Genomic DNA, 15,971 nt, shown 5'->3' with positions numbered 1-15,971 from the left:
AGCCAACTCGGCTCAACAAATCGGGGCATGACAAATACGGAGTAAATCGATGCGCATTCTCGTGGTCGGGGCCGGCGCAACCGGCGGCTATTTCGGCGGCAGATTGCTCCAGGCCGATCGGGACGTGACCTTTCTGGTGCGTCCCAAACGCGCCGCCGAGCTGGCAAGCACCGGTCTCGTTATCAAGAGCCCGCACGGCGACGTGACACTGAAAAATCCTCCGACCGTGCAGGCCGACGGCTTGAGCGAGACGTTCGACGCCGTGCTGCTGGCCTGCAAGGCGTTCGACCTCGACGATGCCATCGCCTCTTTCGCGCCCGCCGCAGGCTCTCATACGGCCATCATTCCGCTGCTCAACGGAATGCGGCACCTGGAGAGGCTCGACGCCAAATTCGGCCGCGATCGCGTGCTCGGCGGCCTGTGCTCGCTCGCAGTCACGCTCAACGCCAAGCGCGAGATCGTTCACCTCGCGCCGATGCAGTTGCTTCGTTTCGGCGAGCGCGACGGCGGCATGAGCGACCGGGTCAGGGCCATCGCAAATGTCTTCGCCGGCGCCAATTGCGGATCGCAGGCGTCCGACGACATCATCCAGGACATGTGGGAAAAGTGGGTGTTTCTGGCGACGCTGGCCGGCGCCACCTGCGTGATGCGCGCTTCCATCGGCCAGATCGTCGCCGCACCCGGCGGCCGCGATTTCATCCTCGGCGCACGCGATGAAATCGCAGGGATCGCCAGGGCGGCCGGGAACACACCGCGCGAGGAAGTTCTGATTTCCTCCACCGGAATCCTGACGGCGGAGGGTTCGCCGCTGACCGCCTCGATGTTCCGCGACGTCGAGGCCGGCGCGCGGGTCGAGGCCGATCACATCATCGGCGATCTCATCACCCGCGCAGAGGCGGCGAGGCTACCCGTGCCGAAGCTGCGCACGATCTATACGCATCTGAAAGCCTACGAGAGCCGGCGGGAATGACGCTGCGCTGGAGCGCCGCCGTTCCTGCGCAAGCAGGGATCCATGCGCCATGTCGCAGACGGATCGATGATGGCCTGAGCCGCGGCAGTTCGGACACCCGTTCGAACGCCTCAGTATGTCGGGGATTACGGATCCCTGCGTTCGCAGGGGGCCACGGCGAGAGCGGGATGTCCGGCATTCATGGACAACGGAGGCAATCCTCAGAAATCCAGATCGACATAGGTCCGCGACGCCGGCACGCCAGCCAGCCACTCGCTCAGCAGCGGCCGGAACGAGGGCCGCGACTTGATCCGCGCATACCACGCCTTCGCCGCCTCGTCCTCGGCCCAGGGGACGTCGCCGAGATAGTCGATCGCGGATAAATGCGCCGCGGCGGCCAGATCGGCATAGGTCAGCTTCTCGCCGGCCAGATAATTCCGCGTCCGCGCCAGCCAGCCGATATAGGCCAGATGATGGCGCACATTCGCCTTCGCGGCGCGGATCACGTCTGTCTCGGGCGGGCCGCCGCCGTTCTCCTCGCGCATGAAGCGCTTGTAGATGCGCTCCGTCACCAGCGGGCCGGACGCCTCCTCGAAGAACTTCTCGTTGAACCACGCCATCAGGCGGCGCACCTCGATGCGCTCAGACATCGAGGCCGGCAGCAGCCGCCGCTCGCCGACCCGTTCGCCATAGGTCTCGTCGAGATAGTCCGCAATGATGGCCGCGCCGGGAATCGCCGGGATGCCTTCGGCGATCAGCACCGGCGTGGTGGCGGCCGGATTGAGCGCGAGAAATGCTTCGCGCCGCTCCCATACCCGCTCCTCTACCGGCCGCACATCAAGGCCGTGCTCGCCGAGAGCGAGGCGAATGAAGCGCGATTGCGGACAGAATGGATGATGAAACAGCGTGAACATAACGTCCTTGATAAGTATGCGATTCTTAAAAAAGTATCTCTAATGTGTTAACGCCGCCGGCCCAAAAGCCCGCCTGAAGCTTTGGGAGCGCCGATCGCGGATCAGACGAATTTCGGCATTGCCGCGATGCGGCGAATAAGCGAAAAAAGCCCGCAATGTGCCGTCGAATGCGATTCGGAGCAGATATTTCATGTTTTCCGATGCGATCAGAGCCGTCATTCTCGGGATCGTCGAAGGCGTGACCGAATTCCTGCCGGTGTCCTCGACCGGACATCTGCTGCTGGCGGAACGCTTCTTCGATCTCGGCGCGGGAGATTTCTGGAATACGTTCACGGTGCTGATCCAGCTCGGCGCAATTCTTGCAATTGTCGTCATCTATTTTGGGAAATTGTGGCGGATCGCGCTCGGCATGTTCTCCAATGCCGCGGACCGGCGTTTCGTCATCGGCGTGCTTGCGGCCTTCATGCCGGCCGTGATCGTCGGACTGCTCGCCGGCAGGTACATCAAGGAACTGCTGTTCAATCCTTGGGTGGTGTGTTTCTCGCTGATCGTCGGTGGCGCGGCGCTGATGTGGGTCGATCAACTCGACCACAAGCCGCGCGAGTACGACGCCACCACCTTTCCGCTATCGATGTATATCTGGATCGGCATCGCGCAATGCACTGCGATGATTCCCGGCGTGTCGCGCTCGGGAGCCACCATCGTTTCGGCGATGCTGCTCGGCGCCGACAAGCGCTCGGCGGCGGAATTTTCCTTCTTCCTCGCGATCCCGACCATGATCGGCGCCTTCGCCTATGATTTCTACAAGAGCCGCGCAGACATGACGAGCGACCATCTCGTCATCGTCGCGATCGGCTTCGTGGTGTCGTTCGTCACGGCGATCATCGTGGTGAAGGCATTCCTCAGCTACGTCACGCGCAACGGTTTTACCTTCTTCGCCTGGTGGCGGGTGATCGTCGGCACGCTCGGCCTGATCGCGCTGGCGCTGGGAAGATGATCTTGTCCCGGGCGCGATGCGGCGCATCGCGCTGCTTCGCTGAACCGGGACCACAACAAATGCAGTGATCCGTTACGGCCCCGGATCGGCAGCTCAACACGTCGTGCCGCGCAGTATCCGGAGCACGCGCGGCGAAGATCACGCCCCCTTGGTCGCGAACTGGCCGGCCTTGCGGAAACGCCAGAGATATTGCGGCACCACGGCCTCCATCGAGTCCGGCGAGATCCCGAGTCCCGGGAGCGTCAGGCCCGCAGCGGTCGCCGCCTCGGACACGACGTTGTCGGTCCTGAGCATGGTGACCTGATCCGGCGTCAGTTTCAGCGCGCCCGGCGCGAACTGCAAAAACATCGCCTTGAAGCGGGCGGCGATGAACGGCAGCGGCACCAGTATCCTGTCGCGCTCGATGACGCGCAGGATGATCTGCATGATCTCGCGCATCGTCAGCACCTCGGGACCGCCGAGTTCATAGACCGCGCCCGCCTTGGTCCGGCCGTCGACCGCGTCCGCGACCGCGGCGGCGACGTCATCGACATAGACGGGCTGCAGCTTCGTCGTCCCGCCGATCAGCGGCAGCACCGGCGACATCCGTGCCAGCGCCGCAAACCGGTTGGCGAACTGATCCTCGGAACCGAACATCACCGACGGCCGCAGAATGGTTGCGGACGGCATCGCCGCCAGCACCGCCTTTTCGCCGGCGGCCTTGGCGCGGGCGTAAGCCGAGGCCGACCTGGCGTCCGCGCCGATCGCCGAAACATGCACCATGCGCGCGCCCGCAGCCGCGGCCGCCTTCGCAACCGTCGCGGCGCCCTCGGCCACCACGGCATCGAAGGTCTGTGCGCCGCTCTTGCTCAGGATGCCGACCAGGTTGATCGCCACATGGGAGTCGCGCATCGCCGCGCGCACCGACGCCGGATAACGCAAATTGGCCTGCACGGCATGGATCTGGCCGACCTTGCCGAGCGGCTGCAGGTGTCCCGCCAGTTCGGGGCGCCGGACGCCGACCCGGATACGGTAGTCACGCTTGGCGAGCGCGCGAACCACATGCCGGCCGAGGAAGCCGGAGCCTCCGAAAACCGTGACGAGGGTGTCCATATTCGATGCCATGGTCTGGTCCTCAAGGGCGCTGGTATCAGGTCGAAAACAAGGGATATTCCGCCATTCCGCGGCCCGTCAACCGGCGCGATGCCCCACCCGTATTCGGTCGCCTCTTCAAGGATTTGACAAGCGCGCGGCCGATGCCTACTAACCCGGCCGTGCCCAGGTGGCGGAATTGGTAGACGCGCTGGCTTCAGGTGCCAGTGGCTGCAAGGTCGTGAAGGTTCGAGTCCTTTCCTGGGCACCATGACGCTTTCGAGCGCTGGTTTTGAAATCACATAAGCAAAATCAAGGAATTGACCCTTTCCGCTTCTGATGAATCAGAAGCAGTAGGCTCCAGCCCCGCCCCCTACAACTGAGATTTGGCGTTTATTATCTGCCGACGGGAGATCATGTCCCGCAGAAGGTTTGCCGGACTTCTTCCTCCGGGGCCGGCGGCTTCGCATAGTCCGCAAACTCCGGCTGGTCGTCGTAAGGACGCGCCAGCACTTCGACGAGCTGGTGAAATTTATCGAAGTGTCCCGCTTCGGCGTCTTGAATGGCCGCCTCGATGCGGTGATTGCGCGGGATGAACATCGGATTGGCTGCCAGCATGGCGGTGCGGCGGGACTCGGCGGCTCGCTCTTCAAGCGACAGGCGCTGGCGCCAGCGTGCGGCCCATGCGTCGAACGCGGACGGGTTTGCGAAAAGCGCCCCCACGCCTGCATCGCACTTGGGATCGACTGCCGCATCACACAGGGCACGGAAGGTCAATGTGAAATCCGCCTGATTCTCAGCCATCGATGTCAGAAGATCGGAGGCGAGTTCGAAATCTCCTTCCATTTCAGCCGCTAGACCGAGTTTCTGCCGAAGGCCGGCAAGGTATACCCGGTTGAAATGATCGTTGAAGAGCCTGATCGATGCGTTGGCGGCTTCAATCGCCTTGTCTGCGCCATCCGCCATCAGCGGCAGCAGTGTCTCGGCGAACCGGGTCAGATTCCATTTGATGACGGCAGGCTGATTGGCGAACGCATAGCGTCCAAAGTGGTCGATCGAACTGAAGACCTTGTCCGGATGGTAGGCGTCCATAAAGGCACAGGGGCCGTAGTCGATCGTCTCGCCGGCGATCGCAGTGTTGTCGGTGTTCAGAACACCGTGGATGAAGCCAACGAGCATCCATCGGGCGGCCAGCCGGGCGAGCGCCGCGACCACCGCGTCGTAGAAGGCGCGATACGGGTCTTCAGCCGAGCGCGCTTCCGGATAGTGCCGCTCGATGGCGTAGTCGGCGAGAACACGAAGATTCTCTACGTCGCCCCGTACAGCAAAATACTGAAACGTGCCGACGCGCAGATGGCTCGATGCGACGCGGGTCAGGACACCGCCCGGCAACATCCGCTCACGAATGACGTTTTCGCCGGTCAATACCGCGGCCAGCGAGCGCGTCGTCGGAATGCCGAGCGCGGCCATGGCCTCGCTGACAATGTATTCGCGAATGACAGGCCCTACCGCTGCGCGGCCATCGCCACCTCTAGAGAAGCGGGTCCGCCCCGAACCTTTGAGCTGAACATCATGGCGTTTGCCTGCAACGTCGACCACTTCACCGAGCAGGATGGCGCGCCCGTCTCCGAGCTGGGCGACGAAGTCCCCGAACTGATGCCCGGCGTAGGCTTGCGCGATCGGATCGGAACCGGGTGCGACGACGTTGCCGGAAAGAACGGCGACCCCTTCAGGACTCTTGAGAAACTGAGGATCGATGCGTAGCTGGCGGGCGAGCGCGTCGTTCACGCGCAGCAGTCGGGGCGCTGCCGCCGTCGCCGGTTTCACGCGCTGATAAAATACCTCCGGCAGCCGGGCATAGGTATTGTCGAAGGGGATGAACGCTGCCGCATCTGCGGGCGCGGAACGGGAAGTTTCTGTCAAGGACGTCATGGCCCTAAAGTCGTGACCTGGCCGCGAAAAGCAAGCCGGAGGTTTGCGGTTTGACGGGGCACAACGGAGCTACGCCCCTGCAATTTCGATGTGCGGGTCGGGATTAAAGATGTGCCGCACTTTGCGCAAGCCCGGGCGGTTGCCGTCTTTTCCTGGATTGCCGAAGCAGGCCATTCCCGGCAGTCTTTGGGCGATATGCGGCATCACGCCGTTCTATGCGGCCAGCCGCATGTCCTTTTCGATGATTTCGGAAAAGCCCTGGCGCCAGGACGGATAGCGTGGCGACCACCCGAGGTCCCGCTTGGCCTTGGCGTTCGATCCTGCCCGGGATTCGGTCATCATGACAACGAGATGTTGTCCGGCCACGATGCGGCCCAGCCAGGCGGGGATGCGGAACGGCGGTTTGGCGCCGAGCATCCTGGCGATCTCCGTGAGCCAGTCATGCACCGGCGCCGGGTCATCGTCGACGATATTGTAAACGCCCTCGCCACGCTCGACCGCGACCGCGGCCGCTTCGGCGGCATCGTCGACATGCAGGAATGACCACCACGCCGTGCCGCCGCCGATCAGCGGCATGCGGCGCTTGCGAATCTGCTCGATAATGGATGGATCGCAGAAGCCGGTATCCGGGCCATAGAATCCACCGTAGCGCAGCGCAACGCCGACCAACCCGGGCGTCGTCGTCACGGCGTGCTCGAGATAGCGGATCGCGTCGAGCGTGCCGCGGAGTTCCCGCGGCGGATCCTGATCGAGCGGATCGTCTTCGGTCTTCACGTGACCGCCGGTCCGTGCATAGGGCCAGCCGCAAAAGCTTTGCGCGACCATTCGCTTCGCGCCGCTGGCCTGCGCGGCTGCAAGAAGGTGGTCGGTTCCGACCGTGCGCAGCCGGTTGCTGCTCGCGAAGGTGCGGTCGAATTTGCGCAGGTCCGACGTGCCCTTCAAATCCGTGAGTTGATGCACGATCACATCCGGCCGCGCGGCAACGACCGCGGCATGAATGGCTTTCTCGTCGAGCGCATCAGCGACCACGGGGTCGGCGCCGAGTTTCCGCAAGAGGTCCGTTTTCGCGGGCGTTCGCGTCAATCCGGTCACGCTATGCCCTCTATGGATCAAACGTGGAACCAGGCGGCGTCCGACAGCGCCCGTGGCGCCAGCAACGAAAATACGCATGGAACACCTTACGGGTTGTTGCTGCTGACGGGTTAGGTTGGTGTTGTGTCCGATGAATACAAGCGTTCGCCAGCGCATCGGCAAGCGACCGCGAATCTGGTCGCATGCCGTCTTCTGATCCTGCGACACAGTCCCGCCATGAATTTGACAAGCGGCTTGAGGCTCGCGTCACGGTTCTGTCGCGCCGGTCGAGCCGTCGCTTGCAGACGCGGCAAAACCGTTCTTACAACGTCGGCCCTGCCTCAATGTCCGGCCATCTGTTTTTCGCTGCGCTTCACCGTTCGCAGCGACAGCGCCAGTGGCACGATCAGCGCTGCGATTCCCGCCAGTACGACGAACACGTCGATATAGGCCATGATCGCGACCTGGCCCTGCAGCATCCTGCCGATGTAGGCGGTGCTGGTGCCGGACACATTGCCCGTGGCCGTTTGCCCCCTGAAGTAAGTCTGCAGATGGTTGAGCGTATCGTTGTAGACTGGATTCCATGAGCCGATGTGCTCGACCAGCCGGCTTTGGTGGAACTGTTCGCGCCGCGCCAGCACGGTCTGGCCAATCGCGACACCGACGGAGCCGCCAAAATTGCGGGCGAGATTGATGAGAGCCGACGCCTGATCGGTCTTGTCCGGCGGAATGCCATCGTATGAAGCGGTGGTGATCGGGATGAAGATCAGCGGCAATCCGATGCCGAGATAGATGCGCGACCAGGCGAAATACCAGAAGTCGGCGTCGGGCGACATGCGCCACAGATCGAACATCGCGAGAGTCGCGATCGTCGCGCCTGCGGCAATCAGATAGCGCGGCTGAACAAAACTGATCCGTCCCACCACGACCATCATGAACATGGTGACGAGCCCGCCCGGCGAGATCGAAAGGCCGGCAATGGTGGCGGTGTAGCCATATTGTTCCTGCAGGAGTTGCGGCAGCATCTGCGTGGTGGCGATCAGCAGCGCGCCGGTCGCCAGCATAATGACGAAACACGAACCGAACTGCCGACCGGCGAGCATCCGCAGATCGATCAGGGGTTGCTTGCGGGTCAGCTCCCATGGGATGAACAGCATGGCAGAGATGATTGAGAGGGCTGCGAACGTCACGATGAAGGTCGAACTGAACCAGTCCTCAATCTGGCCGCGATCGAGCACCACCTCAAGCGCGCCCAGACACGTCGCAACAAGCAGGAAACCCGTGAGGTCGAAATTCGGACCCTCGGTCCACATGGCCTTGCGTTCTTTTTCGCGCATGGGCGAGGTCGGGATGATCAGGTAGATCAACACCAGCGACACGGCTCCCACGGGCACGTTGATGAGGAAGCACCAGTGCCACGACCAGTTGTCGCTGAGCCAGCCGCCGAGCGTCGGCCCGACAACCGGCGCGACCACGACAGCGATGCCGTACAGCGCAAAACCCTGTCCGCGCCTGGCCGGCGGAAATGCCGCGGCGAGGATCGATTGCGCCACCGGCGTCATGCCGCCGCCGGCGAGGCCCTGCATCACCCGGAAGATCAGCAGCGACTGCAGATTCCAGGCAAGACCGCAGAGCAGCGAGCTGAGCGTGAACAGCGCGATGCAGACCAGAAAGAAGTTCTTGCGGCCGAACATGGCGGCGATCCAACCGCTCGCCGACAGCACGATTGAATTGGCAACGAGGTAAGTCGTAATTACCCAGGAGGCTTCATCGGCGCTGACCGCGAGCCCGCCGGAGATGTAGCGCAATGCGACATTGGCGATGGTGGTGTCGAGCACTTCCATGAACGTCGCGACCGCGACGAGCGTGGCGATCAGCCACGGATTGACGCCGCCATATTCGCCGGTGTGAGAGTCGGCAGCCATTGCGCGCGACTCGCTCAGCGCACGGTCACGCGCGGCACCACCGACATGCCGGGCCCGAGCTCGACATCCGGCAGCTTGTCAAACAGGATTTTGACGGGCACGCGCTGGACCACCTTGACGTAGTTACCGGTGGCGTTTTCTGCAGGCAGCAGACTGAAGGCGGTGCCGCTGCCGGCCTGTATGCTGTCGATATGTCCGGAGAACGAGCGGCCGAAGGCGTCGATCTCGATCTCGACGGGCTGGCCGACGCGCATGTCGGCGAGCTGCGATTCCTTGAAATTGGCCGTCACCCAAACATCCAGCGGCACCACCACCATGATCGACTGGCCAGGCGAGGCGAGCGCGCCGACGGCGGCCGTGAGTTTCGTCGCCCGTCCATCGACAGTGGCGCGCAATTCGGTGCGGCTGAGGTCGGCGTCAGCACGATCCTTCTGCGCCTTGCTCTGGTCGATCTGGGCGCGAGCCGCCGCCTTCTGCGCAGCGAGGACGTCGATCTGCCGTTGCGCAGCAATTTGCGCGGCATTGGACGCGGCGAACGCTGCCTGCTTGCTATGGAGATCGGACGCCGCCTGCTGCGCGCGCTGGACGGTGCCCGCGCCGGTCCGCACCAGATCCTGATAGCGGCGGTTTTCATCTTCGGAGAATTTCAGCGCGGCTTGGGCTTCCGCCACCTGTTTTTCGGCGCGATCGATCTGGGCCTGCTGGGCCGATATCTGCGCGTCGAGATTTTGCAGGGTCGCATCGGCTTGCCGGATTTGCGCATCAGCCTGATCGACGGCGGCCTGATAGTCGCGGGGATCTATTTTCGCCAGAAGCTCTCCGCGCTTGACGACCTGATTGTCGGTCACGGCGACGTCGACGATGCTGCCCGTCACCTGCGGACTCACCAGCACCGGCCGCGTGTCGATGAAGGCATCGTCGCTGCTCTCGTAGTGCCGGGCGTGAAGATACCAGAGAATCCCGGCGATGATCGCGAGAACCACCAGCCCGAGACAAACGATTGCCAGGATCGGATGATTGCTGACGGTGCTGCGGATGCCCGATTGCCGGGAGGTCTCCTCAGGCGCGTCGTCCGGCGTCTTGGCCGGCTTGTCGCGACCCACAGCGGGCTGTTGTTGCTCTGATCGTACCTTGGCGCTGCCGGTGGGCGAGGAAGCATCCTGTCGAGGCGGTCTCTGATCGGCGCGACCCGAGCCCGCTTCTGCTGTCATGTCAGCCATGTACGGCCTCGCTCGCGCCCCCGTATCGCGATTTGACCAAAAATGTTAAACGGCCTCTGGGAAAACTTGTTCCGGCGCCGAGCGGCAGGGCCTTCCGATGCTATTTGATCCGCGAACGGCGCGGAAAGCGTGAGCGCCGCATGGCGCTCGGCTTCCGGCACGACACCGCAGCATGGCCGAAGGGACCTCGAACGAAATACGCATAGCCCCGGGCCTGGGCGCTGCGCGTTCCAGTTGGCAGACGAGGCCGCAACCCTGTGGTCGGTCGCGCCGGTGAGGTCAGGTCACGATGTCGCTGTACCCGCGTCCGGTGAGGCGCTAATTTCCGGGCTTGCCCCCAGCCGCGTCAAACGCAGGGCTGAGCCTTTAGCTACTGATAAAATCAGAAACGAGCGGCTCCATGATTTTGATTTGACGCATTTTCTTCGCGCGAACCGGTATCCACTTCGCTGGAAAACGCTATAAGTGCCTGGAATCGAAGAATCCGGGGCGAATTAGGGCAGACCGGCGTTCCCTGTTTTGGCTAAATTCGCCCGCGAGTCAGGAGTCCAGTGTTATGGCAGTATCAGAAATCATGCTTGCGGCGAGGCTGAACGATCAGGCCGAGATCTTTAAAGCAGAGGGGCGCTATGCAGAAGCCGAGCCGCTGTACAGACAAGCGTTGGCCATCTGCGCGAAGACGCGCGGGCTCGAGCATCCCTCTGTCGCACTCGGGCTGACCGATCTGGCCGAGCTCTACAGCCTCCAGGGCCGCTATGCCGAGGCCGAGCCACTCTGCAAGCGGGCGCTGGCGACCTGGCGAAAGGCGCTCGGGCCCGATCATCCGGATCTCGTGCAGTCGCTGAACAGCCTGGCCTACGTGTACAAGGCCCAGGGCCGCTACGCCGAGGCCGAGCCGCTCTACAAGCGCGGGGTCGCAATCTTCGAGAAATCGCTCGGAGCGCACCATCCCTCCGTCGCCTCGGCGATGGACAACCTGGCCTCGGTTTACAAGGACGAGGCCCGCTACGCCGAGGCCGAGTCGCTCTACAAGCAGGCACTCGCGATCCGGGAGAAGGCGCTCCCTCCCGATCATCCCGATGTCGCGCAATCGCAAAAAAATCTGGCCGATCTGGATAGCGCCCGGAAGAGCGGCGCGGCTGGAGGCGAATAACACCTATTGCGTTGCGAGAATTCCTGAGGAAATCGATTACGGCTTGTAAAAGACGGCAAGGACGGTTCCGCCACGACCGTCCTTCCCGGTCACGCTCGAAACTGGCAATGACCTCGATCGGGAGGACGTCACGTAACAAGAGCGTCACGTAACAAGAATGACTTTTGGGTAATCGCAAATCATCGTGTCCGTCGCGTTGTCGCCAGGCTGGACAGGAACATTGTCGTCTTAAATCGAGTTCTATCAGTTACCTGAGCGCGTTGCCGAAGCAGCGCCGCTGAGTATGACAAACTGATAGGAGTTTCCCAAAATGTCCGAAAACACTAATGGGACAGTGAATTATAGCGTGCGCGAAGCCGTGGGAGTTTTTTCCGACGGCGAGGCGCTGGAAGCCGCAGTTGATGAACTCGAGGTCTCAGGTTTTGACAGAGCGACGATTTCCGTGCTCGCAAGCGATGAGACGATCAAGGAGCGAATGGGGCCTCTTCATCACACTCTCGTCGAGATCGAGGACGATCGGCAGGCGCCGGGGACTGCCTTTGTCGAAAAGGACTCTCGTGTCGAAGGGGAAGCGGCGGCCGTAGGTATTCCCTTCTATATCGGCTGCGTCGCGGCTGCCGCAGTCGCTGCCGGCTCCGGTGGTCTGGCTGTGCCGACAATCGGCGCGATCATTGCCGGCGGCGCGGCTGGAGGCGGACTGGGCGCTCTTTTGGCCAGAGCGATAGCGAACCACCACAGCGAAAGCGTTTCGCAACAACTTTCGCGAGGCGGAATAGTCCTCTGGGTGAGTGTACGGGACGCCACCGCGGAGAACCTCGCCGTCCAGATATTGACGAAAGCCGGTGCTCGGGACGTCCATGTGCATGAGATACAGCGCGAATGGACATTGAAGGATCGACCTTTATCCGAGGTACAGCCCGATCCCCTGCTCCGCATCTAAACAGGTGTGGATTGACAATAAGCGTTCAATCGAACCTGACACGTTTCAGGCGGTCGCGCGCTTTCGAATACGAAAAAGCTTGATTTGCAGCTCTCGCCTCCTGCTCATTTGAGCGGTAGCTTGGAACAGCGCCGATTCGATGACCCCCGAGGCCGAGACACATGACCATTCGCCTGCACCGTGGCGATCTGCCGGACCAGGAGCTTGCGCGCTACACCCGTTCAGCCGCGATCGACACAGAGACGATGGGCCTCAATCCGCACCGCGACCGCCTGTGCGTGGTGCAGATGTCGCCGGGCGACGGCACCGCCGACGTGATCCAGATCGCGCACGGCCAGCATGACGCGCCGAACCTGAAAAAACTGCTGGGCGACCCGAACATCGTCAAGATCTTCCACTTCGCGCGCTTCGATCTCGCCGCGCTCTACAACGGGCTGAGCGTCATGCCCCAGCCGGTCTATTGCACCAAGATCGCCTCACGGCTGACCCGCACCTATACCGACCGGCATGGCCTGAAGGACCTGGTGCGTGAGTTGCTCAACGTCGATCTGTCGAAGCAGCAGCAATCGAGTGATTGGGGATCACAGACACTGAGCGACGCGCAACTCGCCTATGCAGCCTCCGACGTGTTGCACCTGCATGCCCTGCGCGACAAGCTCGACGCCATGCTGGCGCGCGAGGATCGCACCGACCTGGCGCGCGCCTGTTTCGAATTCCTGCCGACGCGGGCCAGACTCGATCTCTGCGGATGGAGAGACGAGGACATTTTTGCCCACGCGTGAGCAGCACGATCCGGGCTGCCGAGGGCGGTCGGCCGGACAGAACAGGCTGCGACATGAACAAATCCGCCCCGTTTCGGTCACACTCCTCGTTCTCGGTGGCGCCGGTTTTGCGGCGATCGTCACGGCAAATTGAGCACCGCGTTCCGGGTCGCGGGGACGGCGGAATCGTGCGGCCGGCCGCGGCGCTTCGTCTTGCGATGCCGGGCTGCGAAACGCCGCGGTTCGGGGTAGAATGGTCGGAGCGCGATCCAATTGCGTAGATCCGACTCAAACACTGTCTTTTGATTGAGCATGATCCTGTTCGAAAACCGGCTTTCATCTTTCGGGATCATGTTTTGAAACAGACGCCTGGAGCAGCGGTGTATCCGGTTCAGAAACCCACCTATCAAGCCGGACTGCAGACCGGGCTGGAAGCGCGTTTCGCCCGCGCGGCGCGCCACAGCCGCATGGTGCGGGCGTTGCGGATCGCGGTGCCGGCCGTGGTCGGTCTCGTCATGAGCGGACTGATCGCGATCGCGGTCTTCAATCCCTTTCGCGCGCTGGCCAAGCTGCCGCTCGACACGGACAATCTCGTCGTCTCCGGCACCAAGATCACGATGGAGTCGCCGCACTTGTCGGGCTTCACGCCGGACAAGCGGCCCTACGAGATGCGCGCCACGACGGCGACTCAGGACATCACCGATCCCGATCATGTCGAGCTGCATACCTTGCGCGCCAAGGTGCTGATGGAAGACCGCACGACGGTAACGCTGGATTCCCGCACCGGCCTGTTCGATACGAAAACGCAGATACTTGATCTGCACAAGGACATCTTCATGCAGTCGTCGACGGGATACGAGGCGCGGCTGAACCATGCGCTGGTCGATATGGGCCGCGGCACGGTCACCTCGGACCAGCCTGTCGACGTCAAACTGCTGAACGGGACGCTGACCGCCGACACCATGAAGGTCTCGGAAAAAGGCGACGTGGTGCGATTCGAAAACAATGTCGTGATGCATCTGATCCTGGACAATCCCGCCGCGACCGCGGATGCGGCCGCCAAGGAGACGCCGCCGCCGGCGGCATCCGCGGCGGAGCGCATGCACAGCCCCCCGCGCAAAACCGGCAACACGAAGTGATTCTGGCCATGCAAAGCCGTGTCGATCTCCCGCGGGCGACCCGCCTCGTCTGCCTGCTGTGCAGCGGATTGATCGCCTTCGCCGTGACGGCGGCCGGCGAAGCGGCCGGGCAAAGCTCGGTGCAGGGCGTTCCCAATGCGATGCAGGGCTTTTCGCAAAACCGCGATCAGCCGATCCAGATCGAGGCCGCCGCGCTGGAGATGCGCGACAAGAAAAAGGAGGCAACCTTCTCCGGAAACGTCAAGGTGGTGCAGGGCGACACCACGATGACGTCGAAGACCCTCGTGGTCTATTACGAGAGCGGCAATTCGGCCAATGCCAACGCCAAGGGCAACGCACCGGCGAAGACGACGATGGCTGCGGCGACGCCGGGACCGTCGGGGGCGTCCTCGATCAAGCGGCTGGAGGCCAGGGGCGACGTGGTGGTGACCCAGAAAGACCAGGTCGTGACCGGCGAGACCGCAGTGTTCGACACCAGGACCAACCTGATCACGATGCTGGGCAAGGTCGTCTTGACCCAGTGCAAGAACGTGTTGCGCGGCGACAAGCTGCTGGTCGACATGACCACCGGCGTGTCGCGCGTCGAATCCAATAGCGGCAGGGTGCAGGGTCTATTCATTCAGAACAACGAGAGCTGCGCGGGTTCCGGATCTCCCATAGCTCCCCTGGCCCCTAAAAAACCCAAGTAACATCATAGTGTTCGACCGGCGAACGCGACCTCCGAGGTTGCATCCATGCGCGACGCTCTGTATCTGGTGCGCGCGGCCTCACCGAAAGCATGACTAATTTCGGCCGCTCGCTGGGCAAGTGCGATCTGCTCCTTCATGCTTGTGCGACGAATCAGGCACGCTGCGGGTGCGGGCGAACGACCGTGAGAGGCTGAGCAAGCGCCCATGGTGGACATCTTCAACGTGTTCCGCAAACGGCCGCAGAAGCGCGGGCCGCAAGCGTTCGCACGGAACCAGCCCGGGATCACGGCGCTCGGCGACGACACCGTCGGCGACATGCTGACCAATCCGGTGCGCGACGCGCCGCCGGTTTCCCGCGCGGCTCCCCGCGACGTTCCTCCTGCCCCGCCCATCCCCCGATCCCGGCCGCCGGCTCGCCCGGCGCCGGAGGCTCCCCGTCCGCGCGCTGCCCCCAGCGAGAGCCGCACGCCGCGGATGGCCCAGCGTCCCGGCTACCTCGCCGTTCACGGCGTGGAAAAAAGTTTCGGTTCGCGACAGGTGGTGCGCGGCGTCAGCATCTATGTCCGGCGCGGCGAGGCGGTCGGACTGCTGGGTCCGAACGGCGCCGGCAAGACCACCGTGTTCTACATGATCACCGGTCTTATTCCTGCCGATCGCGGCACCATCGAACTGGACGGTCACGATGTGACGAAGCTGCCGATGTATCAGCGGGCGCGGCTCGGCATCGGCTATCTGCCGCAGGAAGCCTCGATCTTCCGCGGCCTCAGCGTCGAACAGAACATCCGCGCGGTGCTCGAGGTCGTCGAACCCAGCAAGAAGAAGCGCGAGGCCGAACTCGACGCGCTGCTCGAGGAATTCAACATCGCGCGCTTGCGCAAGTCGCCGTCGATCGCGCTGTCCGGCGGCGAGCGGCGGCGCGTGGAAATCGCGCGCGCGCTGGCGACGCGCCCGAACTACATGCTGCTGGACGAGCCGTTCGCCGGCATCGACCCGATCGCGGTTGGCGACATTCAGGACCTGGTGCGCCACCTGACCAATCGCGGCATCGGCGTGCTCATCACCGACCACAATGTCCGCGAAACGCTCGGCCTGACCGACCGTGCCTATATCGTCTATGCCGGCGAAATCCTGACCGAGGGCACTCCCGACGCGATCGTCAACGATCCCGACGTGCGGCGTCTCTACCTCGGCGAGGAATTCCGGCTATAAC

The 15,971-nt window shown here is 63.0% G+C and carries 14 protein-coding genes and 1 tRNA gene; 9 read left to right on the top strand and 6 right to left on the bottom strand.

The genetic code is table 11. The annotated features are described in order from the left end of the window. Positions 1 to 49: 49 nt before the first annotated feature. Positions 50 to 970, top strand: coding sequence for a 2-dehydropantoate 2-reductase (gene panE / locus ACS3WA_RS02180; protein WP_438276911.1), 921 nt, complete (start codon positions 50 to 52; stop codon positions 968 to 970). Between the two features lie 200 nt (positions 971 to 1,170). On the opposite strand, the gene ACS3WA_RS02175 is transcribed toward panE, so the two are convergent. After that, entirely contained in the window at positions 1,171 to 1,863 is a 693-nt protein-coding gene (locus ACS3WA_RS02175) for a glutathione S-transferase family protein (RefSeq protein ID WP_438276910.1), read from the bottom strand. A gap of 190 nt (positions 1,864 to 2,053) precedes the next feature. Here ACS3WA_RS02175 and ACS3WA_RS02170 point away from each other — a divergent pair, with 190 nt between their 5' ends. After that, positions 2,054 to 2,860, top strand: coding sequence for an undecaprenyl-diphosphate phosphatase (locus ACS3WA_RS02170; protein WP_438276909.1), 807 nt, complete (start codon positions 2,054 to 2,056; stop codon positions 2,858 to 2,860). 138 nt (positions 2,861 to 2,998) lie between these two features. Here the strand turns inward: ACS3WA_RS02170 and ACS3WA_RS02165 are convergent, their stop codons facing one another. Continuing rightward, positions 2,999 to 3,964, bottom strand: a complete 966-nt coding sequence (locus tag ACS3WA_RS02165; protein WP_438276908.1) for a complex I NDUFA9 subunit family protein — start codon at positions 3,962 to 3,964, stop codon at positions 2,999 to 3,001. A gap of 151 nt (positions 3,965 to 4,115) precedes the next feature. Between ACS3WA_RS02165 and ACS3WA_RS02160 the strand changes: the two genes are divergently transcribed. Beyond that, positions 4,116 to 4,202, top strand: a tRNA-Leu gene (locus tag ACS3WA_RS02160). 143 nt (positions 4,203 to 4,345) lie between these two features. Here ACS3WA_RS02160 and ACS3WA_RS02155 read toward each other — a convergent pair. The 4 genes from ACS3WA_RS02155 to ACS3WA_RS02140 form a co-directional block, all read right to left on the bottom strand. After that, positions 4,346 to 5,863 carry a protein adenylyltransferase SelO gene (locus ACS3WA_RS02155; protein ID WP_438276907.1) on the bottom strand — a complete coding sequence of 506 codons (1,518 nt, stop codon included), beginning with the start codon at positions 5,861 to 5,863 and terminating at the stop codon, positions 4,346 to 4,348. Between the two features lie 213 nt (positions 5,864 to 6,076). Beyond that, entirely contained in the window at positions 6,077 to 7,033 is a 957-nt protein-coding gene (locus ACS3WA_RS02150) for an NAD-dependent epimerase/dehydratase family protein (RefSeq protein WP_438276906.1), read from the bottom strand. A gap of 242 nt (positions 7,034 to 7,275) precedes the next feature. Further along, a complete protein-coding gene (locus ACS3WA_RS02145) occupies positions 7,276 to 8,859 on the bottom strand; it encodes a DHA2 family efflux MFS transporter permease subunit (RefSeq protein WP_438276905.1) in 1,584 nt (527 codons plus the stop codon). A gap of 14 nt (positions 8,860 to 8,873) precedes the next feature. Then, positions 8,874 to 10,079 carry an efflux RND transporter periplasmic adaptor subunit gene (locus tag ACS3WA_RS02140; protein ID WP_438276904.1) on the bottom strand — a complete coding sequence of 402 codons (1,206 nt, stop codon included), beginning with the start codon at positions 10,077 to 10,079 and terminating at the stop codon, positions 8,874 to 8,876. A 556-nt stretch (positions 10,080 to 10,635) separates the two neighbouring features. On the opposite strand from ACS3WA_RS02140, the gene ACS3WA_RS02135 reads away from it, so the two are divergent. The 6 genes from ACS3WA_RS02135 (at position 10,636) to lptB (ending at position 15,970) form a co-directional block, all read left to right on the top strand. After that, complete coding sequence (locus ACS3WA_RS02135; protein ID WP_438276903.1) at positions 10,636 to 11,232, top strand: tetratricopeptide repeat protein; 597 nt, start codon at positions 10,636 to 10,638, stop codon at positions 11,230 to 11,232. 346 nt (positions 11,233 to 11,578) lie between these two features. Then, on the top strand, positions 11,579 to 12,172 hold the full coding sequence (locus ACS3WA_RS02130; RefSeq protein WP_438276902.1) for a hypothetical protein: 594 nt from the start codon (positions 11,579 to 11,581) through the stop codon (positions 12,170 to 12,172). 161 nt (positions 12,173 to 12,333) lie between these two features. Further along, positions 12,334 to 12,954: a ribonuclease D gene (locus tag ACS3WA_RS02125; RefSeq protein ID WP_438276901.1), complete on the top strand. Its 621-nt coding sequence runs from the start codon at positions 12,334 to 12,336 to the stop codon at positions 12,952 to 12,954. A gap of 359 nt (positions 12,955 to 13,313) precedes the next feature. Then, positions 13,314 to 14,072, top strand: a complete 759-nt coding sequence (gene lptC, locus ACS3WA_RS02120; RefSeq protein ID WP_438276900.1) for an LPS export ABC transporter periplasmic protein LptC — start codon at positions 13,314 to 13,316, stop codon at positions 14,070 to 14,072. Between the two features lie 8 nt (positions 14,073 to 14,080). After that, positions 14,081 to 14,761: an LptA/OstA family protein gene (locus ACS3WA_RS02115; protein ID WP_438276899.1), complete on the top strand. Its 681-nt coding sequence runs from the start codon at positions 14,081 to 14,083 to the stop codon at positions 14,759 to 14,761. A gap of 204 nt (positions 14,762 to 14,965) precedes the next feature. Continuing rightward, the gene (lptB, locus tag ACS3WA_RS02110) at positions 14,966 to 15,970 is read left to right on the top strand and encodes an LPS export ABC transporter ATP-binding protein (protein WP_438276898.1); all 1,005 of its coding nucleotides are present in this window, start codon (positions 14,966 to 14,968) and stop codon (positions 15,968 to 15,970) included. The last annotated feature ends 1 nt before the right edge of the window (position 15,971 follow it).

Origin of the sequence: Nitrobacter sp., from assembly GCF_051535235.1 — a bacterium.
Lineage (GTDB): Bacteria > Pseudomonadota > Alphaproteobacteria > Rhizobiales > Xanthobacteraceae > Nitrobacter.
The sequence above is the reverse complement of the archived record's forward strand: the minus strand, read 5'-3'. Positions and strand labels throughout refer to the sequence as shown.